The sequence below is a fragment of the Micromonospora sp. DT41 genome (genome assembly GCF_049841715.1).
GTDB classification, from domain to species: Bacteria; Actinomycetota; Actinomycetes; order Mycobacteriales; family Micromonosporaceae; genus Micromonospora; species Micromonospora profundi.
Genome location: NZ_JBNCKU010000015.1, coordinates 41,930 through 64,179 on the forward strand (window position 1 = coordinate 41,930; position 22,250 = coordinate 64,179).

General features: G+C 72.1%; 17 protein-coding genes. 1 reads left to right on the forward strand and 16 read right to left on the reverse strand.

Translation table 11 applies throughout. From position 1 onward, the window contains the following. Positions 1-78: 78 nt before the first annotated feature. Complete coding sequence (locus ACLQ23_RS24700) at positions 79-2,532, reverse strand: ATP-binding protein (protein WP_425881176.1); 2,454 nt, start codon at positions 2,530-2,532, stop codon at positions 79-81. A 249-nt stretch (positions 2,533-2,781) separates the two neighbouring features. Between ACLQ23_RS24700 and ACLQ23_RS24705 the strand changes: the two genes are divergently transcribed. Continuing rightward, positions 2,782-4,062, forward strand: a complete 1,281-nt coding sequence (locus ACLQ23_RS24705; RefSeq protein ID WP_425735834.1) for a hypothetical protein — start codon at positions 2,782-2,784, stop codon at positions 4,060-4,062. A gap of 69 nt (positions 4,063-4,131) precedes the next feature. On the opposite strand, the gene ACLQ23_RS24710 is transcribed toward ACLQ23_RS24705, so the two are convergent. From ACLQ23_RS24710 to pyrR, 15 genes are all read right to left on the reverse strand, one after another. Continuing rightward, positions 4,132-5,115, reverse strand: a complete 984-nt coding sequence (locus tag ACLQ23_RS24710) for an AAA family ATPase (RefSeq protein ID WP_355596715.1) — start codon at positions 5,113-5,115, stop codon at positions 4,132-4,134. A 242-nt stretch (positions 5,116-5,357) separates the two neighbouring features. Beyond that, positions 5,358-7,277 (reverse strand): primosomal protein N', encoded by a 1,920-nt coding sequence (locus tag ACLQ23_RS24715; RefSeq protein WP_425881177.1) that lies wholly within the window; start codon positions 7,275-7,277, stop codon positions 5,358-5,360. Positions 7,278-7,336: 59 nt separating this feature from the next. Further along, positions 7,337-8,530 (reverse strand): methionine adenosyltransferase, encoded by a 1,194-nt coding sequence (gene metK / locus ACLQ23_RS24720; RefSeq protein WP_355596711.1) that lies wholly within the window; start codon positions 8,528-8,530, stop codon positions 7,337-7,339. 87 nt (positions 8,531-8,617) lie between these two features. Continuing rightward, entirely contained in the window at positions 8,618-9,826 is a 1,209-nt protein-coding gene (coaBC, locus tag ACLQ23_RS24725; RefSeq protein WP_425881178.1) for a bifunctional phosphopantothenoylcysteine decarboxylase/phosphopantothenate--cysteine ligase CoaBC, read from the reverse strand. 14 nt (positions 9,827-9,840) lie between these two features. Then, a complete protein-coding gene (rpoZ, locus tag ACLQ23_RS24730; protein WP_007075826.1) occupies positions 9,841-10,104 on the reverse strand; it encodes a DNA-directed RNA polymerase subunit omega in 264 nt (87 codons plus the stop codon). Positions 10,105-10,168: 64 nt separating this feature from the next. Then, a complete protein-coding gene (locus ACLQ23_RS24735; protein ID WP_425881179.1) occupies positions 10,169-10,702 on the reverse strand; it encodes a guanylate kinase in 534 nt (177 codons plus the stop codon). A 25-nt stretch (positions 10,703-10,727) separates the two neighbouring features. Beyond that, positions 10,728-11,045 carry an integration host factor, actinobacterial type gene (gene mihF / locus ACLQ23_RS24740; protein ID WP_007458370.1) on the reverse strand — a complete coding sequence of 106 codons (318 nt, stop codon included), beginning with the start codon at positions 11,043-11,045 and terminating at the stop codon, positions 10,728-10,730. 178 nt (positions 11,046-11,223) lie between these two features. Next, a complete protein-coding gene (gene pyrF / locus ACLQ23_RS24745; protein WP_355596706.1) occupies positions 11,224-12,060 on the reverse strand; it encodes an orotidine-5'-phosphate decarboxylase in 837 nt (278 codons plus the stop codon). 73 nt (positions 12,061-12,133) lie between these two features. Further along, a complete protein-coding gene (locus ACLQ23_RS24750) occupies positions 12,134-13,408 on the reverse strand; it encodes an adenosylmethionine--8-amino-7-oxononanoate transaminase (RefSeq protein ID WP_355596704.1) in 1,275 nt (424 codons plus the stop codon). 295 nt (positions 13,409-13,703) lie between these two features. Then, entirely contained in the window at positions 13,704-14,750 is a 1,047-nt protein-coding gene (locus tag ACLQ23_RS24755) for a quinone-dependent dihydroorotate dehydrogenase (protein ID WP_355596702.1), read from the reverse strand. Continuing rightward, positions 14,747-18,094 carry a carbamoyl-phosphate synthase large subunit gene (carB, locus tag ACLQ23_RS24760; RefSeq protein ID WP_355596700.1) on the reverse strand — a complete coding sequence of 1,116 codons (3,348 nt, stop codon included), beginning with the start codon at positions 18,092-18,094 and terminating at the stop codon, positions 14,747-14,749. Before carB ends, ACLQ23_RS24755 begins: the two co-directional genes overlap by 4 nt. Further along, positions 18,087-19,316, reverse strand: coding sequence for a glutamine-hydrolyzing carbamoyl-phosphate synthase small subunit (gene carA / locus ACLQ23_RS24765; protein WP_355596698.1), 1,230 nt, complete (start codon positions 19,314-19,316; stop codon positions 18,087-18,089). Before carA ends, carB begins: the two co-directional genes overlap by 8 nt. Next, a complete protein-coding gene (locus ACLQ23_RS24770) occupies positions 19,313-20,590 on the reverse strand; it encodes a dihydroorotase (protein WP_425881180.1) in 1,278 nt (425 codons plus the stop codon). Before ACLQ23_RS24770 ends, carA begins: the two co-directional genes overlap by 4 nt. Continuing rightward, positions 20,587-21,513, reverse strand: a complete 927-nt coding sequence (locus ACLQ23_RS24775) for an aspartate carbamoyltransferase catalytic subunit (RefSeq protein WP_355596694.1) — start codon at positions 21,511-21,513, stop codon at positions 20,587-20,589. Before ACLQ23_RS24775 ends, ACLQ23_RS24770 begins: the two co-directional genes overlap by 4 nt. Then, the gene (gene pyrR, locus ACLQ23_RS24780) at positions 21,510-22,094 is read right to left on the reverse strand and encodes a bifunctional pyr operon transcriptional regulator/uracil phosphoribosyltransferase PyrR (RefSeq protein ID WP_355596692.1); all 585 of its coding nucleotides are present in this window, start codon (positions 22,092-22,094) and stop codon (positions 21,510-21,512) included. Before pyrR ends, ACLQ23_RS24775 begins: the two co-directional genes overlap by 4 nt. Positions 22,095-22,250: the final 156 nt, after the last annotated feature.

Genomic DNA, 22,250 nt, shown 5'->3' on the forward strand with positions numbered 1-22,250 from the left:
GTGCCGTACCAGTCTACGGAGTGCGCGGTCGCGCGCCGGTCGGCGTACCTCGATCGGCAGCCACCGGTGTGCCCAGCGTCACCGGCCCGACCCCGGGCGAGGCTCGGGCGCGGTCCGGGCCAGCAGGTCGCGGACCCGCTTGCCGTCGGGGTGGCCCAGATCGTCGAAGATGCCGACAGCACGCCACCAGGTACGGGTGGCGCCGGCCACGTCCCCCGCCAGGTGTCGGCTCTCGCCCAACCGGGACAGGGTGTCCGCCTCGTCGTAGCGGTCGCCGATCCGCCGGTACAGGGCGAGCGCCCGCCCGTAGCAGCGGATCGCCTGGTGGTGGTCGTCCAGCCGGGCGTGGATGAAGCCGAGGCTGTCCCAGGTGTTCGCCTCGCCGTGCCGGTCACCGGTCCGGCGCAGCAGCGCCAGCGCCTGCTCGCAGTGCGCGAGCGCCGGGCCGTACTGGCCGAGTTGGGCATGCGCCCAGCCGACCGCGTTGCGGGCGCTGGCCTCGCCGGCCAGGTGACCGGCAGCCCGGTACAGCGCCAGGGCCCGCTGCCCGTGGTCCAGCGACTCGGCGTACCGGCCGAGCCAGTCGAGCATCGCGCCGAACGCGCGGTGGGTACGCGCCTGCCCGGTGTGGTCACCGAGCCCTTCGGAGATCACCAGAGCCTGCCGGTAGTTTCTCGCCGCCTCGTCCACCTGACCCAGCCGGGACAGCACCCGGGCGAGGTCGCGGTGCGCGTTGGCCTGCCCGTGTCGGTCACCGGCCCGGACCGCCCCGGCCAGGGCCGTCCGCTGCGCGGCTGCCAGGTCCGGCCAGCGTCCCCGTCGTTGCAGGAAGTCGACAAGGGTCCAGGCCAGCTGCCAGGCGTGGCCGTCGAAACCGGCCCGCCGCGCGTGGGTGACCGCCGCCAGGAGCACCGGGTACTCGACGGTGAACCAGGCCAGCGCCTGAGGGTGGTCGGTGATCTCCTCGGGCAGCACTCCCGGCGCGGCGGCGGCAAGGGCGACCGGATCCCGGCCCGGTTGCAGCAGCAGCGCGGCGGCGTGGGCGGTGTGCAGGTAGTGGTCGAGCCCGCGCCGGATCGCGGCCAGCCGTTCCTGCGCCGGTTCGAGGCGTTCGGCCTGCTCGGCCGCGTACGCCCGGAGCAGGTCGTGCGCGCCGAACCGGCCGGAGGCGTGCTCGGTGACGAGGTGCGCGTGAGCCAGCTCGGCCAGCAGCCGAGGAACCTGGTCCCGGGGCAGGCCCGCCAGGCTGGCCGCTGCCGCAACCCCCAGCTCCGGGCCCGGGTGGCAGCCGAACAACCGGAACAGGCGGGCCGCCGCGGGTGTCAGACTCCGGTACGACCAGGAGAAGACGGCCTGTACGTCGGTGCCGGCGTCCCCACCGTCGAGCGAGTCCAGCGGGCGCGGCGCCTCGCGCAGCTCGGCGGCGAGGGTGGTCAGCGGGAACGCCGGGTTCGCCGCGCCCCGGGCGGCGAGCACCGCCAGCGCCAGCGGCAGCCGTGCACACCGCTCGATGATCTCGTCCACCGCACTCGGCTCGACGGCCAGCCGGTCGGTGCCGAGCCTGCGGGCCAGCAGTTGCCACGCCTCGGCGGTGCTGAGCAGGTCGACGCCGATCGGCCGGGCGCCTTCGGCGGCGACCAGGCCGGCGAGCCGGTTGCGGCTGGTGACCAGGACCACGCAGCTCGGGTTGCCGACAAGCAGGGGTCGGACATGGTCGGCGTCTCGCGCGTTGTCGAGCAGCACCAGCATCCGCCGGCCGGCGAGCAGGCTGCGGTAGAGGCCCACCTGCGCGGGCAGGTGGGTGGGGATCCGCTCGGGTGGCACTTCGAGGGCTTCGAGGAAGCCGCGTACCGCCTCGACGGGGGTCGTCACCGAACCGGTGGAGTCGAACCCGCGCAGGTCGACGTAGAGCTGGCCGTCCGGGAAGCGGTCGGCCACCCGGTGCGCCCAGTACACGGCTAGCGTCGTCTTGCCGACCCCTGCCGTGCCGGACAGCGTCATCACAGTGACCGGAGCGATCCCGGCGTCGCCGCAGGCCCCGGACGCGGCATCGAGCTGGGCGAGCTGGGCGATACGTCCGACGAATCCGGGCAGCGCCGGGGGCAGTTGGCGGGGCACGGGAAACCGGGTGGACGTCGTACCGGCCCCCGGCCGCCCCGTAGGCACCGGATCCCGGTTCGGGCGTCGCCGCAACTCCTCGACGCGGTCCCGAGCGGTGGCCAGCACGCCCTGCTCGGGCGGCGTCGCCCCGAGCAGTCGGATGAGGGCGTCGAACCGCTCCGGCGGAGGCAGGATGTTGCCGGCGAAGTACTCCCCGATGATCCCCCGCGACCAACCGGTCTTAGCCGCCAACTGGCGGTACGTCAGCCGGGTTTCGCCCTGCTGACGGGCCTCCCGGCGGCGCAGCTGGCGCAGCAGCCCGGCCAGGTCGTGCAGTGTCTGCGCCTCGGCGCCGCCGCGGGCCACCTCGAACGCTCCGGGCGATCCCTGCGACGCCTGACGCGCGCCAGGTGGCACCCGTTGGTCGGACATGCGGCAACCCACCCCCCGTCGCGGTCACCCGGCCGCCCCGGATGCCGACACGGGCAGGCTAGTTCCGACCTCGGGCTGTGAGATAGGTACGCGCCGATGTCTGACAGATCCACATCAGACCATTGCCCGTCCAGCGGTGTCCGGCGGTGTCCAGTCGCGTCCAGGATCCACCGCGTTGATCCGGCGTCACGTGCCACCGTCCCGGTGCGGGTTCGGCCCGCACCACCAACCCTGGGGAAGGGGTACCTGATGATCCGTCCACAACAGACCGCCCGACGGTCCTCGGCGACGCTGCGTCGCATCGCCGTCACCGCGTGCGGCCTCGCGCTGCTCGTCACGGGCATGAACGCCGCACCGGCCGCCGCAGCACCCGGTGGAAAGGCAACCACCACCGGATCGTTCGTCGACAGCACGCCGGTGCCCGGCGGCTTCGCCTCCTGGACGGAGCTGCTCCGGCTGCAGCAGCGCATGAACACCGCCGCCGCGCGGATCACCAACGCGGCCCAGCGCAGCGCCAGCTCCGGCTTCGCCGGTGTCGTGGCCGACCCCACCACCCGGCAACTCCAGGTCTACTGGAAGGGTGAGCCGCCGGCAAACCTGGTGGCCACCGCCCGGGCCACCGTCGCGACCCGGGTGCTGCCCGCCCCGTACTCCCAGCGGGAACTCGTCGCCGCCGCCGCCCGGCTGCGCGCCGCGGCCGGCGACAGGATCACCACAGTCGGGCCGCGTGCCGACGGCGCCGGCCTGCTCGTCGGTACGCAGGACGGGCTGCTCGGCGCCACGAGCCTCGCCGGCGTTCCGGTGACAGTGCAGACCGGGGTCGCCGCCGCACCCGCAACCCGGTGGGACGACACGGCGCCGTGGTGGGGTGGCGCCGCCTGGCGCAACACCGCCACCGGAGGCGGCTGCTCGACCGGCTTCGGGGTCTTCCAGGGCGGGGTGGCGCGGATGCTCTCCGCCGCGCACTGCGCCAACCTCAACGTCGTGGCGGCCGACCCGACCGGGCAGACGATCGGCGTCGTCGGAACCCGCAACACCGGCACCGACACCCTGCTCATCGCGGGCAGCTCGGGCGGCCGGGTCTTCAACAACAGCACGAACGCCGCCGGCGGGGTGGTAAGCGAGTTCAGCAACCAGGTCATCGGCGCGCAGGCCAGCCAGGTCGGCAACTTCGTGTGCACCTCCGGCGCGTACTCCGGCACCCGGTGCTCGATCCAGGTGAAGGCCCGGAACCTGTGCATCAACGTGCGCAACTTCGGCACTGTCTGCGGCCAGGTGCAGGCCGAGAGCACCACCCGCACCAACGCCGTCGGTCAGGGTGACAGCGGCGGCCCCGTGGAGATCGTCAACGCGGCGAACACGCTCCAGGTCTGGGCGACAGGCACCAACACCGCCATCGACGACACCAACACCGCGACGACGTGCACCGGCTACGTGACAACGGGTCGGGTCTGCGCCTGGCGGATGTACTACGAGGACATCTTCTCCGGCATGGCCGGTGTCGGCGCCTCGGGCGTGATCCTCGGCTGAGGCGACCGTCTCACCTCTGGTGGCCGGGTCGGTGCGCAGTCCGTGCGCCGGCCCGGCCGCCCGCTGACGTCAGGCGCTGACGCCCGGCTCCCCGGCGAGGACAGCGGTGCCGCGAAGCAGCGCGGGCTCCGGCAGCGGCAACTGGATCTTGTGTGCGGACTCCCAGTCGTAGACCAGGCCGGGACGCACCTGCGCGGCGAAGTAGTCCACGGCGCTCATCCCACCCACGACCGGCTCGTCGACCTCCGCGACGAGCTGGGCCGGAACGAGGGAGAAGCCGTTCTGGAGGGCGGCGCTGAGGCGGCGGTGCCCGTCGACGACGAAGAAGTACTCACCGGTGAAGCCGATCTTCAAAGGCTCCAGCGCCTCGTCACCGGCCTCGGCCACGTCACCGACGAACTCGCTGTCCCACAGGTCGCGCAGGGTGGCGATGTCCTCGGTCGGGTAGACCCGAGCCGGGTCCAGCAGCAGCAGCGGCGGGGCATCCCGCAGCACGTCCGCACCGAGCGTGCCCTCGTACGCGGCGATGATGTGCTCGACCACGTCGGCGGCGGACGCCCGGGTCGTGTCACAGATCAGGTCGTAGTTGCGCAGGCGGGCCTTGTCCACCCCGTAGCGGACGATGAACCGGCTGCGCTCACTCTCGCTGCGCTCCCGGAGCTTGGCCTTGGCCTCCTCCAGCGAGGCGTAGCTCTCCGCCGGGCCGGACGGCCGGGCCAGCACCCGACGGGCGGCCTCCCCCGGCTCGGTGATCATGTGCACCTTGAGCGCGTCGGTGAAGAAGTGCCACGCCAGCCGGGAATCCATGATCAGGTGTTCGCCGGAGGCGGCGATGTCCCGCTGGAGCTGGTCGACGTAGCCGTCGACGGCCTGGTCGAGCTCGGCGTGCAGGTTGAGTTGCAGGGCGGTCATCTGCCGCTGCTGGGCCATCTCCCGATAGAGGTCGCCCACACTGACCCGGCGCATCCCGAGCCGCTTGGCGATCTCCACCGAAACCGTGCTCTTGCCGCTGCCGAGGTCGCCGTTGAAGACGATCGATTGTCGAACGGTCACGACTGGTCCACCCCTGATCACCGGCTCAAAGACATCATCGACATCGCGTCCGACCGACGCGTTCCCACCATCGGGCGAGGATCCAGCTCGGCGCGTCTGACGCCCCGTCGCGACCTGGAGCCGTCGTACGCCATGGCATGACGGGCGATGCTACCACTGTGACGCCACCACTTTGCCGGACGCAGTGTGCGAAGACACGCTCCCGGGCCAGGCCCGGCGCCCTCGGCGCGCACCGGAAAAGGTCAGAAGAGGCTCAGCGGGTCGACCTGGAGACGGACCGGGTCGGCGGCCTTACGCGCGGCGCGCGTACCGGCGGCCGAGTGCAGCGCCTCGGCGAGCGCTGCGGCCCGGGCACGGGGCACCCGGACCAGCATCCTCTCCCGGCCCTCGTCGGCCGGCACCGGACCGAGCACCTCGGCGTCGCCCGGCAGCCGGGCCGCGGCGAGCAGGTCGGCCACCGCCTCGGCCGGGCCGGTGACGCTCGCCATCCGCACCGCAGGCGGAAAGCCCAGCTCCCGGCGCTCGGCCAACTCCCGGCCGGCGAACCAGGCCGCATCCCACCGCAGCAGCGCCTGGACCGGAGCGAGCGCGCCGTCGGCGACCACCACCACCCGTCCCGCCGGGGCCGGGCGGGCCAGAGCCGCCGCCGCCATCCAGCGACGCAACGCCTCCTCACCGGCGCGCAGGTCCGCCCGGGTCAACAGGGCCCACGAGTCGAGCAGCAGCACCGCGCCGTAGCCGCCCTCGGCGACCGGCTCGGCCCCGGGCGTGGCCACCACCAGGGACGCGCCACCCGGCACGTCGGTCAGCACCTCCTCCCGGCCCGAGGTGCGCACCGGCACGCCGGGAAACGCCCGCCCCAACTCCTCGGCCGTACGCCGGGCGCCGGTCACCGCCGCGCGCAGCCGCCGCCCACCGCACTGCGGGCAGGCGTACGCGGCGGCCACCCGGGCGCACCAGCGGCACGCCGGGGTGCCACCGGCCGACGGTAGCGCCAGCGGGCCGGCACAGTGCGCACAGCGGGCCGGGGTCCGGCAGTCCGCGCAGGAGATCGATGGCAGATAGCCGCGTCGGGGCACCTGCACCAGCACCGGCAGATCCGCCCGGACGGCGTCGCGGGCAGCCGTCCACGCCAGGCTGGGCAGCCGCGCGGTGGCCGCACCCGGGTCACGGGCCAACTGGGGGTCGTCACCTGTCGGCGCGATCGCCGGCACCCGTGCTCGTACGGTCGCCCGGTCGGCGACCACCTCCCGCGCCCACCCGGTCTCCAGCAGCAGCTGCGCCTCGGCGGTGCGGGTGTACCCGCCGACAAGCGCGCCGGCCTCGGCCAGCTGGGCCCGGGTGAGCAGCACGTCGCGGGTGTGCGGATAGGGTGCCCGGGGCTCGGAGTGCAGGTCGTCGCCGTCGTCCCAGACAGCGACCAGGCCGAGGCGGTCCACCGGGGCGAACATTGCCGCGCGGGTGCCGATCACCACCGGCACCTCCCCCAGCCGGGCGGCGAGGAACGCCCGGTAGCGCCGGGCCGGCCCGAGCGCGGCGGAGAGGCTGACGTGCCGGCCCGGGCCGAGCACGCTTGTCAGCGCGGCGTCCAGCCGGTCGAGGTCACGGGCGTCGGCCACCACGACCACCGCGCCGCGCCCCCCGGCGACGGTGGCGGCCACCGCGTCGGCGTAGCGGGCGGCCCAGTCCTCGCCGGGCAGCGCCGACCAGACCGCACGGGGCGCCCGACCGTCGGTGAGCGCCGCCAGCAGCGCCGGCCCGGTCGGATAGTCACGCCACCCGCGCGGATCCACAGTCGGTGGGGTCGCAGGATCGGCGGGGGGCGGAGGTTGGTCGGCGCGGGCTTCCTTCTCCACGCGGGCGTGCCGGGGCGGGACGGCGAGCCGGAGCACGTCGGCGAGGTTGCCCGCGTACCGGTCGGCGACCGCCCGCGCCAGCCGGGCGACCTCGGGCGACAGCACCGGCTCCGGCGAGACCACCTTCTCCAGGTAGGCGAGCCGGCCGGTGTGCCCGGAGTCGTCGGCGCGGGCCAGCAGCCACCCGTCGACGAGCTGCCCCGCGAAGCGCACCTTCACCCGGGTGCCGGGCACCGCCACCTCGTCCAGGTCGGCCGGCACCAGATAGTCGAACGGCCGGTCCAGGTGCGCCAGGCCGACGTCCACGCAGACGCGCGCGACCGGCGACCCCTCTGCGGGTCGCCGGTCGCTACGCCTGGTGGCGGTCAGGCTCCCGCGGCCGACTTGAGGTCGGCGGCCCGGTCGGTGCTCTCCCAGGTCAGATCCGGCAGCTCCCGGCCGAAGTGGCCGTACGCGGCGGTCTGCTGGTAGATCGGGCGGAGCAGGTTGAGGTCGCGGATGATCGCGGCCGGACGCAGGTCGAACACCTCGCCGACGGCCTTCTCGATCGAGGCCACCGGCACGGTCTCGGTGCCGAACGTCTCGATGAACAGGCTCACCGGGTGGGCCTTGCCGATGGCGTAGGCGACCTGCGCCTCGCACCGCTCGGCCAGGCCGGCGGCTACCACGTTCTTGGCCACCCACCGCATCGCGTACGCCGCGGAGCGGTCCACCTTGGACGGGTCCTTGCCGGAGAAGGCACCGCCGCCGTGCCGGGCGTACCCGCCGTAGGTGTCGACGATGATCTTGCGACCGGTCAGGCCGGCGTCACCCATCGGGCCGCCGATCTCGAACCGGCCGGTCGGGTTGACCAGCAGCCGGTAGCCGTCGGTGTCCAGACCGAGGCTCTCCAGCTCCGGGGCGATGACGTGGTCGCGCACGTCGGGGGTGAGCAGCGACTCCAGCGAGATGTCCGCGGCGTGCTGGCTGGACACGACGACGGTGTTCAGCCGGACCGGGCGCAGCCCCTCGTACTCGATTGTCACCTGGGTCTTGCCGTCCGGGCGCAGGTACGGGATCGTGCCGTCCTTGCGCACCGCGGCGAGGCGACGGGCCAGCCGGTGGGCGAGGGCGATGGGCAGCGGCATCAGCTCGGGGGTCTCCGAGCAGGCGAAGCCGAACATCATGCCCTGGTCGCCGGCGCCCTGCGCGTCCAACGCGCTCTCCGACGCCCCGGTACGCAGCTCGAAGGCGTTGTCCACGCCCTGCGCGATGTCCTCGGACTGCGCCCCGATGGAGACGCTGACGCCGCAGGACGCCCCGTCGAAGCCCTTCTTCGACGAGTCGTAGCCGATGTCGAGGATCGTCCGGCGCACGATCGTCGGGATGTCGGCGTACGCCTTGGTGGTGACCTCACCGGCGATGTGCACCTGGCCGGTGGTGATCATGGTCTCCACCGCAACCCGGCTGTGCGGATCCTCGGTGAGCAGCGCGTCGAGGATGCCGTCGCTGATCTGGTCGGCGATCTTGTCCGGGTGGCCTTCCGTGACCGATTCGGACGTGAAGAGGCGGCGTGTCACGGCACTCCTAAGCGTGTGAAGTCATTCCGCGGCAGTCTAGTCACCACTGCGGCCTGTGTCGGGATCGGTCGCGTCCTGTTCCACCCGTCAGGAGCGGTCGGCCAGCCGCGCCACGACGAGATCCCACACGGTGTCGGCCACAGCCTCCTTGACCTGCTCCGGCAGGCGGCTCACCGAGCCGTCCGCTCCGATGACCGTCACCGTGTTGGTGTCGGCGCCGAAGACCTTGTCGGGCCCGACCTCGTTGACCACGATGAGGTCGGCCCGCTTGCGGGCGAGTTTCGCCCGCGCGTTGGCCTCCGCGTCGCCGGTCTCGGCGGCGAACACCACAAGCACCTGGTCCGGTCGCTTGCGCTGGCCGAGCTCCGCCGCGATGTCCGGGTTCGTGACGAGCTCGATGGTGGGCGCGACACCGTCGTCCGACTTCTTGATTTTGCCAGTCGCGTACGTCGCCGGCCGGAAATCGGCAGGAGCCGCCGCCATCACGACAGCGTCGGCCTCGACGGAGGCCTTCAGTGTGGCCTCCCGCAGCTCGGCGGTGGAGCCCACCCGGACCAGGTCGACCCCGGCCGGGTCGGCGAGGGAGACGTTCGCCGCGATCAGCGTGACCCGGGCGCCACGGGCGACCGCCGCGCGGGCGAACGCGTAGCCCTGCTTGCCCGACGAGCGGTTGCCGAGGAAACGGACCGGGTCCAGAGGTTCCCGGGTGCCGCCCGCGGTGACCACCACCCGGCGACCGGTCAGGTCGGCAGGGGTGGTGCCGCCACGGGCCAGGATCCGGCGGGCGACGGCGAAGATCTCGGCCGGATCGGGCAGCCGGCCCTTGCCGGTGTCGACGCCGGTGAGCCGCCCGACGGCCGGCTCGATGACCCGGACGCCCCGGGAGCGCAGCGTGGCGACGTTGGCAACAGTGGCCGGGTGCTCCCACATCTCCGTGTGCATGGCCGGGGCCAGCAGCACAGGGCAGCGCGCGGTCAGCAGCGTGTTGGTCAACAGGTCGTCGGCGAGCCCGTGGGCGGCCTTGGCGAGCAGGTCCGCTGTTGTCGGTGCGACCACCACCAGGTCGGCCTGCTGGCCGAGCCGGACGTGCGGCACCTCGTGGACGTCGGACCAGACGTCGTCGGCTACCGGCTGGCCGGACAGCGCCGCCCAGGTCGGCGCTCCGACGAACCGGAGCGCCGACGCGGTCGGTACGACGCGGACCCGATGACCTGATTCGGTGAAGAGCCGCAGGAGCTCACACGCCTTGTAGGCGGCGATGCCACCGCCGACCCCGAGGACGATCCCGGCGGACATCGACGTGCCGACGCTTACGGCTGGTCGGTCGGCTCGGCGGTGAGCAGGCCCGCGTTGATCTCACGCATGGCGATGGAGAGGGGCTTCTCCTGCGGGGTGGTCTCGACGAGCGGGCCGACGTACTCCAGGAGGCCCTCACCGAGCTGGCTGTAGTAGGCGTTTACCTGACGCGCCCGCTTGGCGGCGAAGATCACAAGCGCGTACTTCGACGTCGTCTTCTCGAGGAGCTCGTCGATCGGCGGGTTGGTGATGCCTTCGGGGTTGGCGATGGATCCCACGAATTAACCTCTGCGTCTTTCGAGCCGCGCGGACGCGGTGCTGAGTCTCAACGGCGGCCGGCCGTCAGCCACGCACGCGCGACCAGGCCGGATCCGGATAAGAAGAACCGAGCAAGCCTACCAGCTCGTCAGCCACCCGCCCGGTGTGGTCGTGCGTCAGGGCGTGGCCGAAGGCCGCCGCCACGGCGGCGTCGGGCCGGTGCCCCGGCGGGCTCAGCAGCACCAGCCGGGCGTCGGGCAGTCTCGCCCGGACCAGCTGGGCGCCTGCCACGTCCAGCGGAAGCAGGACCGGTTGCCCGGCGTCGAGCCGGGCGCGCAGCGGGGGGTACGGGGTGCCCCGGCGGTACGGGCCGATCCGGGACCACTCGAGCAGGTCGCCTGCGGCCGCCCGGCGCTCGAACTCCGCGGCGGCGAGGAAGACCCGGTCCTCCCCGTCGATCTCGGGCTCCCGGCGCGGCCTGCTAGTTGCCGGCACCGGGATCCACACGGACGGAGAACGCGCCCGGACGAGCTCGACGACACTCTCCCTGCCGGAACCCGAAGGTCCAGCCAGGACAGTGAGCCGAGCCGCCGGGCGCGCCTCGTCATCCGTGCTCACTGCTTGTTTCTACACGCTGCCAGGTTCAGTTGGCGGCGAACTCTCCAAGCAGTGCCTTGCGCTGCTGCTCACCGAGGCCGCGCAGGCGACGGCTGTCGGCGATCTTGAGCTTCTCCATGATCTGGGTAGCCCGGATCTTGCCAATGCCCGGCATCGCCTGGAGGACGGCCGAAACCTTGAGCTTGCCGACGACGTCGTCGCTCTCGGCCCGTTCGAGGACGGCACCGAGGGTGGTCTTGCCCTGCTTGAGCTGTTCCTTCAGCTCGGCACGGGCCTTGCGGATCTCCGCAGCCTTCTCGAGCGCGGCAGCGCGCTGTTCGGGGGTCAGTGACGGGAGCGGCACCAGTTCTCCTCAGGTCCCTATCGCGGCGGGCGGGGCGCACCGCCGCATCTGTGAAACGTGGTGTCGCTGTGAACCAAGGGGTCCGTGGTTCCCAGCGCGGGGAAAACTAGCGGTCAACGGAACTTTCGGCAACGTGGGCACGCGATGATCATCGGAGAGTGACCGAGCCGTCAGTCAGTCACCGGGCAGCCAGAACGGCCCGGCACTCGGCCAGCACCCGGTCCGCGGCGGCCCGCAGGGCAGTGCCGTCGGGGCCTGCCGAAAGCACCTCCCGGGAGTACGACGGGAGCACCGCAGAGAGGCTCGAACCGAACACGGTCCGTAGGTCCGCAGCCCCGGCACCCTGTGCTCCGAGCCCCGGCGCGAGCAGCGGACCCCCCACGCCGGAGAGGTCGTGACCGGTGTCGCCGATGGTCGCGCCGACCACCAGACCGAAGCTTCCGAGGGGGTCTGCACCCCTGTTGAGCTGGGAAATCTCGTCAATCACGGTCTGCGCGACGGTGCGCCCGTCGGCCGTACGGGCGCGCTGGACGGCGGCGCCCTCGGGGTTCGAGGTGAGGGCGAGCACGAAGACGCCGCCACCGTGCTGGGAAGCGAGGTCGAACATCGGGGCCAGCGAACCTACTCCCAGGTAGGGGCTCGCGGTGACGGCGTCGACATACAAGGGGCTGGATGGATCGAGGTACGCGGAGGCGTACGCGCTGACCGTTGAGCCGATGTCGCCACGCTTGACGTCCAACAAAACGAGCGAACCGGCTTCCCGTAACTGTCGGATAGTTGACTCAAGGATCGCCACACCGCGGGACCCGAACCGCTCGAAAAAGGCCGACTGAGGCTTCACCACCGCAACCCGGTCACCGAGGGCGTCAACGACTGTCCGGGTGAACCGGTCAAGACCGTCGACGTCGTCGGCGAGGCCCCAACGGGCCAGCAGACCGGGATGCGGATCGATGCCCACACAGAGCGGCCCCCGCTCGGTGATCGCCCGGTGCAGCCGGGTGCCGAAGGTCTCCATCGGAGTGTTCTCCTCTCCTCGTCCGGGCGGCGGCCCCGCCCGGATCACACCGTCGGCCCGGTGACGGGCCCTCTCAGCCGGCCGCCACCGCCGCCGCCACCCCGGCCGCGATTCGGGCCAGGTCGGCGTCGTCGGTGACGTACGGCGGCATCGTGTAGATCAGGTCGCGGAACGGTCGCAGCCACACGCCCCGGTCGACGGCCGCCGCGGTGGCCGCACCGAGGTCCACCTCGTGATCGAGCTGGACCACCCCGATCGCGCCGAGCACCCGTACGTCGGCCACGCCCGGCATGCCCCGCAGCGGCTCCAGACCTGCGCGCAGGCCCGCGCCGACCCTGGCGACCTGTCCCGCCCAGTCCCCCTCCCGCAGCAGCCCGAGGGAGGCGTTGGCGACGGCACAGGCCAGCGGGTTGCCCATGAAGGTGGGCCCGTGCGCCAGGACACCCGCGGCGGAGATACCCCGGGCGATCTCCGGGGTGCACAGGGCCGCGGCAAGCGTCAGGTATCCGCCGGTGAGCGCCTTGCCCACACACATCACGTCCGGGGACACCCCGGCGTGCTCGGCGGCGAACATCGTGCCCGTACGGCCGAAGCCGGTGGCGATCTCGTCGAAGATCAGCAGCACCCCGTGCGCGCGTGTCACCTCGCGCAGCACCCGCAGGTACCCGGGATGGTGGAAGCGCATCCCGCCGGCGCCCTGCACCACCGGCTCCACGATCACGGCGGCCAGCTCGTCGGCGTGCCGTTCGACGGCGTCGACCAACGCGGCCACGTACGCCTCGTCCGGCGGATCGGCGAACCCGCCCGGCGGGACCGGGGCGAAGACCTGCCGGGGCAGCATGTCGCCCCAGAGGTGATGCATCCCACCTTCCGGGTCGCAGACGCTCATCGGGTGGAAGGTGTCACCGTGGTAGCCGCCCCGCCACGTCGCGAGCCGGCGCCGCTGCGGCCTGCCGACCGCCCGCTGGTACTGCAGGCACATCTTCATCGCCACCTCGACGCTCACCGAGCCGGAGTCGGCCAGGAACACGTGCTCCAGACCCTCCGGGGCCAGCTCGACAAGGGTCCGGGCGAGCTGGACCGCCGGCTCGTGGGTGAGGCCGCCGAACATCACGTGGCTCATCCGGCCGAGCTGGTCGGTAACCGCCGCGTCCAGCACCGGGTGCCGATAGCCGTGGATCGCCGCCCACCAGGACGACATCCCGTCCACCAGTTCCCGGCCGTCGGCAAGCCGCAGCCGCACTCCCTCGGCGCTGCTCACCACGTACGGCTGGTGCGCCGATGGCAGCGCCGTGTACGGGTGCCAGACGTGCGCCCGGTCGGCGGCCAGGATCTCCTCGGGTGTCACGCGCGTTCCTTCCAGGCCGGGACGGCTCGATCGCCGCCGACGGCACGCGCCGCTGCGCGGTGCCGGACCACTTGTGCGCGTCCTTTGCTCTGCTTCACCCGACGCAACACCCGGTGTCCGGATACCGGACGTTGGCCGTTGCGTGGGTTGAAGCAGAGCAAAGGACGCGGGGACAGGTCAGCGGCCGGCGCGGCAGGGCGCACGACCACGCCAACCGACACCAGAGCCGGGGCGGCACGACGCACGACCAGGCCACCGGAAACGGAGGCCGCAGTCGGCTCGACCGCCCCTGCGGTCACCGGCCGGCGACCGGGTCAGGTGCTCCCGTGGTGGCCTTCGCGCGGGCGACGGCCCGGACCAGGGCGGGGCCCCGGTAGATGAAGCCTGTGTAGAGCTGCACCAGGGCGGCTCCGGCGTCGAACATGCGAGCGGCGTCGTCCGGGTCCAGCACTCCGCCGACCCCGATGATCGGCAGCCGGCCACCGGTCTCCCGGTGGACGAAGGCGACCACCTCCCGGGCCCGACCGGTCAGTGGACGGCCGGAGAGCCCGCCGGTCTCCGCGCCGCGCTGCGCGTCCGTCGGGGCAAGCCCGTCACGGCCGAGCGTGGTGTTGGTGGCGATCACCCCTGCCGCACCCCGGGCCAGGCAGACCTCCAGCAGTTCGGCGATGGCCGCCTCGGTCAGATCAGGGGCGATCTTGACCAGCACCGGCTTCTCCCCCACCAGGGCGGCGAGCAGCGCGTCCAGGTGCGTACGGTCCTGCAGCGAGCGCAGGCCCGGCGTGTTCGGCGAGGAGACGTTCACGGCGAAGTAGTCGCCGTGCCCGCGCAGCGCACGGTACGAGGTGAGGTAGTCCTCGACAGCCTCGTCGAGCGGCGTCACCTTGGACTTGCCGAGCGAGATGCCCAACGGCACACCGATCGGGCGCGGCAGCGCGGCCAGCCGGGCGGCCAACGCGGCGGCACCGGCGTTGTTGAAGCCCATCCGGTTGACCACCGCCTCGCTGGCCGGCAACCGGAACAGGCGGGGCCGGGGATTACCCGGCTGCGCATGTGCGGTGACAGTGCCCACCTCGACGAAGCCGAAGCCGAGCGCCGGCCAGGCCGCCAGCGCCGCGCCGTCCTTGTCCATGCCGGCGGCCAGCCCGACCGGGTTCGGGAACCGGACTCCGAAGACCGTGCGCGGCGCGTTCACCGCGTACCGGGTGCGCAGGGCAGCGAGCGCGGCGGGCCGCCGGGACAGCGCGGCCAGCCGCCGCAGCGTCCACTCGTGCGCGGCCTCCGCGTCGCCACCGCCGAGCCGGAACAGCCAGGGCCGTACCGCCCGCTCGAACAGCGTCACTGGGCGGCCCGCAGGGTGGCGTGCAGGTCCTGCAGGGGGCGTACCTGCATGTCGCCGCGGATCCGCGCCTCGATGCCCATCACCGCGGCGGCAGCGCCGGGGACCGTGGTGATGCAGGGGATGTCACCGGTGACGGCGGCGCTGCGGATCTCGTAGCCGTCGGAACGGGCGCTGGCACCCGAGCCCTGAGGCGTGTTGATCACCAGGGCCACGTGGCCACCGAGGATCAGCGACACCGCGTCGTCGCCCTCACCGGCCTGGTAGTGCTTACGGACCTGCTCGCAGGCGATGCCGTGCCGGCGCAACACCTCGGCAGTGCCGGCGGTCGCCACGATCTCGAAGCCCAGATCGGCGAGCCGCTTGATCGGGAAGATCATGCCGCGCTTGTCCCGGTTGGCGACCGAGACGAAGATCTTCCCGGCGGTCGGCAGCGAGCCGTACGCGGCTGACTGGCTCTTGGCGAACGCGTGCCCGAAGTTGGTGTCGATGCCCATCACCTCGCCGGTGGACTTCATCTCCGGCCCGAGCAGCGAGTCGATCCCCTTGCCGGCGCGGGTCCGGAAACGCTTGAACGGCAGCACCGCCTCCTTGACCGCGATCGGCGCGTCGGCGGGCATCGTGCCGCCGTCGCCGGTCGCCGGGAGCATTCCCTCGGCGCGCAGCTCGGCGATGCTCGCGCCGAGCGCGATGCGGGCCGCCGCCTTGGCCAGCGGCACCGCCGTCGCCTTCGAGACGAACGGAACTGTCCGCGAGGCGCGCGGGTTGGCCTCCAGGACGTAGAGCACGTCGTCCTTGAGCGCGTACTGCACGTTGAGCAGGCCCCGGACGCCGACGCCACGGGCGATGGCCTCGGTGTAGCGGCGGACCTCGGCCAGGTGCGACCCGGCGAGGGTGATCGGCGGCAGCGCGCACGACGAGTCGCCGGAATGGATGCCGGCCTCCTCGATGTGCTCCATCACGCCGCCGATGTAGACCTCACCGTCGGCGTCGCACAGCGCGTCCACGTCGATCTCGATGGCGTCGTCGAGGAAACGGTCGACCAGCACCGGGTGGTCCGGGGAGATGTCGGTGGCCCGACCGATGTAGTCGCGCAGCGTCGGGTCGTCGTAGACGATCTCCATGCCACGCCCGCCCAGCACGTACGACGGCCGGACCAGCACCGGGTAGCCGATCTCGTCGGCGATCCCCTTGGCCTCGTCGTAGGACGTGGCCATGCCGTGCGCCGGCGCACGCAGCCCCGCGCGGGCCAGTACGAGGCCGAAGGCGCCCCGCTCCTCGGCAAGGTGGATCGACTCCGGGGAAGTGCCGACCACCGGCACACCGGCGTTCTTGAGTCGCTGCGCCAACCCCAGCGGGGTCTGCCCGCCGAGCTGCACGACCACCCCGACCACGCCCGGCCCGCCGGCCGCCCGGCCCGAGGAGTCCTCGGCGTGCCAGACCTCCAGGACGTCCTCGAAGGTCAGCGGCTCGAAGTAGAGCCGGTCGGCGGTGTCGTAGTCGGTGGAGACGGTCTCCGGGTTGCAGTTGACCATGACGGTCTCGTAGCCGGCCGACCGCAGCGCCTGCACGGCGTGCACGCACGAGTAGTCGAACTCGATGCCCTGCCCGATCCGGTTCGGGCCGGAGCCCAGGATCAGCACCTTCGGCCGGTCCGACGGCACGACCTCGGTCTCCGAGTCGTACGTCGAGTAGTGGTACGGCGTGGTCGCCTCGAACTCGGCAGCGCAGGTGTCCACGGTCTTGTAGACCGGGCGTACGTCGAGGCGGTGCCGCAGGGTGCGGACGCCGTCCTCGGCGGCCAGTTCCGGGCGCAGCGCGGCCAACTGCCGGTCGGACAGGCCGGCCCGCTTGGCGCGGCGCAGCAGGTCGGCGTCGAGCACCGGGGCGTCCACGATCTCCGCCCGCAGCTCGATAAGGGCGACGATCTGGTCCAGGAACCACGGGTCGATGCCACCGGACGCGGCGCTGACCTCGGCGATCGACGCGCCGAGGCGCAGCGCGCGCTCGACGGTGTACAGCCGGCCGTCGTGCGGGATGCGCAACGCGGCCAGGGTGTCGGCCAGGGTGACGCCCTCCGGGTCCGGAGTGGTCCAGAAACCAGATGATTTGGTTTCCATCGACCGCATCGCCTTGTTGAGCGCCTCGGAGAAGTTGCGGCCCAGGCTCATCGCCTCGCCCACCGACTTCATCGTGGTGGTCAGCTCCGGGTCCGCGCCGGGGAACTTCTCGAACGCGAACCGGGGGATCTTCACCACCACGTAGTCCAGGGTCGGCTCGAACGCCGCCGGAGTCTTCAACGTGATGTCGTTGGGGATCTCGTCGAGGGTGTAGCCGATGGCCAGCTTCGCGGCGATCTTGGCGATCGGGAAGCCCGTCGCCTTGGACGCCAGCGCCGACGACCGGGACACCCGCGGGTTCATCTCGATCACGACGATGCGGCCGTCGACAGGGTTGACCGCGAACTGGATGTTGCAGCCACCGGTGTCCACACCGACCTCGCGCAGCACCGCGATGCCCAGGTCACGCAGCCGCTGGTACTCCCGGTCGGTGAGCGTCATGGCCGGTGCCACTGTGACGCTGTCGCCGGTGTGCACGCCCATCGGGTCGATGTTCTCGATCGAGCAGACCACCACCACGTTGTCGTGCCGGTCGCGCATCAGTTCGAGCTCGTACTCCTTCCAGCCGAGCACGCTCTCCTCGATGAGCACCTCGTGCACCGGGCTGGCGGCCAAGCCGTCACCGGCGATGCGGGCCAGGTCCTCCGGGGTGTGCGCCATGCCCGAGCCCAGACCGCCCATTGTGAACGACGGCCGGATCACCACCGGCAGCCCAAGCTCGGCGACGGTCTCCTCGACCTCTTCCATCGAGTGGCAGACCCGGGAGCGGGGCACCAGCGCGGCCGGGTCGTCGACGCCGAGCCGGACACCGGCCTTCGCGACGATCTCCTTGAACAACTGGCGGTCCTCGCCCCGGTTGATGGCGTCGATGTTCGCGCCGATCAACTCGACGCCGTACTTCTCCAGGACGCCGTTGGAGTGCAGGGCGACAGCCGTGTTCAGCGCGGTCTGCCCACCGAGGGTCGCCAGGATCGCGTCCGGGCGCTCCTTGGCGATGACCAGTTCCACGAACTCCGGGGTGATCGGCTCGACGTACGTGGCGTCGGCGAACTCCGGGTCAGTCATGATCGTCGCCGGGTTGGAGTTGACCAGGCTGACCCGGATCCCCTCACTGCGCAGCACCCGACACGCCTGGGTGCCGGAGTAGTCGAACTCGCAGGCCTGCCCGATGACGATCGGCCCGGAGCCGATCACCAGGATGTGCTTGAGATCGCTCCGCTTAGGCATTGCTGCGCCCCTCGCTGTGGTTCGGGCCTTCACTGTGCTGCCGGTCGAGCGCGTCAGCGCCCTCGCCGGTCTGCCGGTCGAGGACGCCAGCGCCCTCGATCAACTCGGCGAAACGGTCGAAGAGATAGTCCGCGTCGTGCGGACCGGCCGCCGCCTCCGGGTGGTACTGCACGGTGAACGCGGGTACGTCCACGGCCCGCAGCCCCTCGACCACGTTGTCATTGAGGCAGACGTGCGACACCTGAACACCACCGAACTCGGTCTGGATCACCTGGTCGGGGACCACCGCCCCCTGCCCGGCGCCCGGCACCTGCACCGCGAAACCGTGGTTGTGGCTTGTCACCTCCACCTTGCCGGTGACCCGGTCGAGCACCGGCTGGTTGATGCCACGGTGGCCGTAGCCCAGCTTGTAGGTCCCGAAGCCCAACGCCCGGCCGAGGATCTGGCTGCCGAAGCAGATGCCGAACAGCGGGATGCGGCGGGTCAGCACCTCCCGGGCCAGCGCCACCGGTCCGTCGGCGGTCGCCGGGTCACCCGGGCCGGGCGAGAAGAACACCGCGTCCGCGCCGGTGGCGAGCAGGTCCTCGATGCTCGACGAGGCCGGCAGCACGTGGGTGGTCACCCCACGCTCGGCCAGCCGCCGCGGCACGTTGCGCTTGATGCCCAGGTCCAGCGCCGCGACGGTGAACCTCCGCTCGCCGATCGCCTCGACGACGTACGGCTTGGCGGTGGTCACCTCGGCGGAGAGGTCCGCGCCGACCATCTGCGGCGACGCGAGGACCCGGGCCAGCAGGCTCTGCGGGTCCGTGTCGATGCTGGAGATGCCCACCCGCATGGCGCCCCGCTCACGCAGGTGCCGGGTCAGCGCCCGGGTGTCCACCCCGCTGATGCCCACCACACCCTCGGTGGCGAGCCGGTCCTCCAGACTGCCGGTGGCCCGCCAGCTCGAACCGATGCGGGCCGGGTCGCGCACCACGTACCCGGCCACCCAGATCCGGTCGGACTCGTCATCCTCGCCGTTGACGCCGGTGTTGCCGATGTGCGGCGCGGTCTGCACGACGACCTGCCGGTGATAGGACGGGTCGGTGAGGGTCTCCTGGTAGCCGGTCATGCCGGTGTTGAAGACGGCCTCGCCGAAGGTCTCCCCGACACTGCCGTACGCCTCGCCGTGGAAGATGCGCCCGTCCTCGAGTACGAGAATCGCGGGCCTGCGCTTGCTCACTTGACAGCCTTTCCGTCCAGAACCGTCGGCTCGCCACGCAGGAAGGTCGCCACGATGCGACCAGGCAGCGTCATGCGGGCGTACGGGGTGTTGCGACTGCGACTGGCCAGCTCCGCCGGCTCGATGGTGCGGCGGACGGCCGGGTCGACGAGGGTCAGGTTGGCCGGCACACCGGGTGCCGGGTCGACGCCGTGCCCGGTCAGCCCGGCGATCCGGGCCGGCGTGCGGGACATCCGCTCGGCGATCAGGTCCCACTCGGGGCCGAGCACGTCGAGCGCGATGGACAGGGCCGTCTCCAGACCGAGCATTCCCGGCCGGGCGTACGCCCACTCGCACTCCTTGTCCTCCACGGCGTGCGGGGCGTGGTCGGTGGCGATGATGTCGATGACGCCTTCGGCGAGCGCGGCGCGCAGCGCGGCGATGTCCGAAGCGGTCCGCAGCGGCGGGTTGACCTTGAAGACCGGGTCGTAGCTCTCCGCGCGCTCGTCGGTGAGCAGCAGGTGGTGCGGGGTGACCTCGGCGGTGACGCGTACCCCACGGGCCTTCGCCTGACGCAGCACCTCGACGCTGCCGGCGGTGGAGACGTGGCAGACGTGCAGGCGGCTGCCCACGTGCTCGGCGAGCAGCACATCCCGGGCGATGATCGCCTCCTCGGCGACCGCCGGCCAGCCGATCAGCCCGAGCCGGGTGGAGACCTCACCCTCGTGCATCTGGGCGCCCTCGGTGAGCCGGGGCTCCTCGGCGTGCTGGGCGATGACCCCGTCGAACGCCTTGACGTACTCCAGTGCCCGGCGCATCAGCAGTGGGTCGGCCACGCAGTGCCCGTCGTCGGAGAAGATCCGCACCTGCGCCGCCGAGTCGGCCATCGCGCCCAACTCGGCGAGGCGTTCGCCGGCCAGGCCGACGGTCACCGCGCCGACGGGTTGCACGTCGACCAGCCCGGCCTCGCGGCCGAGCCGCCACACCTGCTCGACCACGCCCGCGGTGTCGGCCACCGGAGAGGTGTTGGCCATCGCGCAGACCGCCGTGTAGCCGCCCAGCGCCGCAGCCCGGGAGCCGGACTCGACGGTCTCGGCGTCCTCCCGACCCGGCTCGCGCAGGTGGGTGTGCAGGTCGACAAGGCCGGGCAGGGCGACAAGCCCGGTGCCGTCGATGACCGTCGCGTCCGGCGCGGACAATCCCGCTTCGACCTCGGCGACGACGCCGTCGCGGATCAGCAGGTCCGTCGGCGCGGCGCCGACGACGCTCACGCTGGTGATGAGGTACGCGGTCACCGGTTGTTCCCTCCGAGCAGCAGGTACAGGACGGCCATCCGCACGGAGACCCCGTTGGTGACCTGTTCGACGATCGTGGAGCGGGGTGAGTCGGCCACCTCGGGGGTGATCTCCATCCCCCGGTTCATCGGGCCCGGGTGCATGACGATGGCGTGCTCCGGCAGCCGGCGCATGCGGGGCCCGTCCAGCCCGTAGCGGCGGGCGTACTCGCGGGCGGACGGGAAGTAGGAGTCCTTCATCCGCTCCCGCTGCACCCGCAGCATCATCACCACGTCGACGTCGGGCAGCACCGAGTCGAGGTCGTAGGAGACGTCGGTGCCGGGTGCGAGGGCCCCGGCGATGTCGACCGGGATGAGCGTCGGCGGGCCGACGAGGGTCACCTTCGCACCGAGGGTGGACAGCAGCAGGACGTTCGAGCGGGCGACCCGGGAGTGCAGCACGTCCCCGACCACGGCGACCGACAGGCCGGCGAGCCGACCCAGCCGGGCCCGCATCGTGTACGCGTCGAGCAGCGCCTGTGTGGGGTGCTCGTGGGTGCCGTCGCCAGCGTTCACCACCGAGCCGTCCACCCAGTTCGCAAGGCGGTGCGGGGCGCCCGAGGCGGGGTGCCGCACGACCACCGCGTCGGCGCCCATCGCCTGAAGGGTCAGCGCGGTGTCCTTCAGGCTCTCGCCCTTGGCGACGCTGGAACCCTTCGCGGAAAAGTTGATCACGTCGGCGCTGAGCCGCTTCGCCGCCGCCTCGAACGAGATCCGGGTACGTGTGGAGTCCTCGTAGAAGAGGTTCACGACAGTACGGCCGCGCAGCGCGGGCAGCTTCTTGATCTCGCGGCCGGCGACAGTTGCCATCTCGGCGGCGGTGTCCAGGATCTCGGTGGCGGTGTCGGCGTCCAGGTCCGCGCCGGAGAGCAGATGCTTGATCATGCGGTTGCCCCTCCGTACAACTTGACCTCGTCGACACCGTCGGTCTCGGCGAGCGTGACCTTCACGCTCTCGGCGAGCGAGGTCGGGATGTTCTTGCCGACGTAGTCGGCGCGGATCGGCAGCTCCCGGTGGCCCCGGTCGACAAGGACCGCGAGCTGCACCGACGCCGGCCGGCCCACGTCGTTGAGCGCGTCGAGCGCGGCCCGGACCGTGCGGCCGGAGAACAGCACGTCGTCGACGAGGATGACCCGCTTGCCGTCGATGCCGCCGGTGGGCACCTGGGTGGGGCCGACCGCGCGGGTGGCATGGCGGCGCAGGTCGTCGCGGTAGAGCGTGATGTCGAGCACACCGACCGGGATGTCGACGGCCTCGAAGGTGCTGATGCGGGCCGCGAGCCGTCGCGCGAGTGGCGTGCCGCGCGTGGGAATCCCCAACAGCACGGTGTCGGCGGCGCCCTGGGTCTTCTCCAGGATCTGGTGGGCGATGCGGTCGACCACGCGCTGCACGTCGGCGCTGTCGAGGATGACCTTCACCGAGGGTTGTCGTGGTGGTGACGAGCGGGCAGCCGGTGGGTACGCCACGGCAGACCTCCTTCCCCGCCTCACGGGACGGGTCGTTAAAGGATGTCGGGCAACTCCGGTCGGACCGCGTACAGACCCGGACCGGGGCTTCACGCCACGTTACCAGTGGTCACCCGGCCGATGGACGGCGGCTGCTGACCACCGGATCAGGCCGAC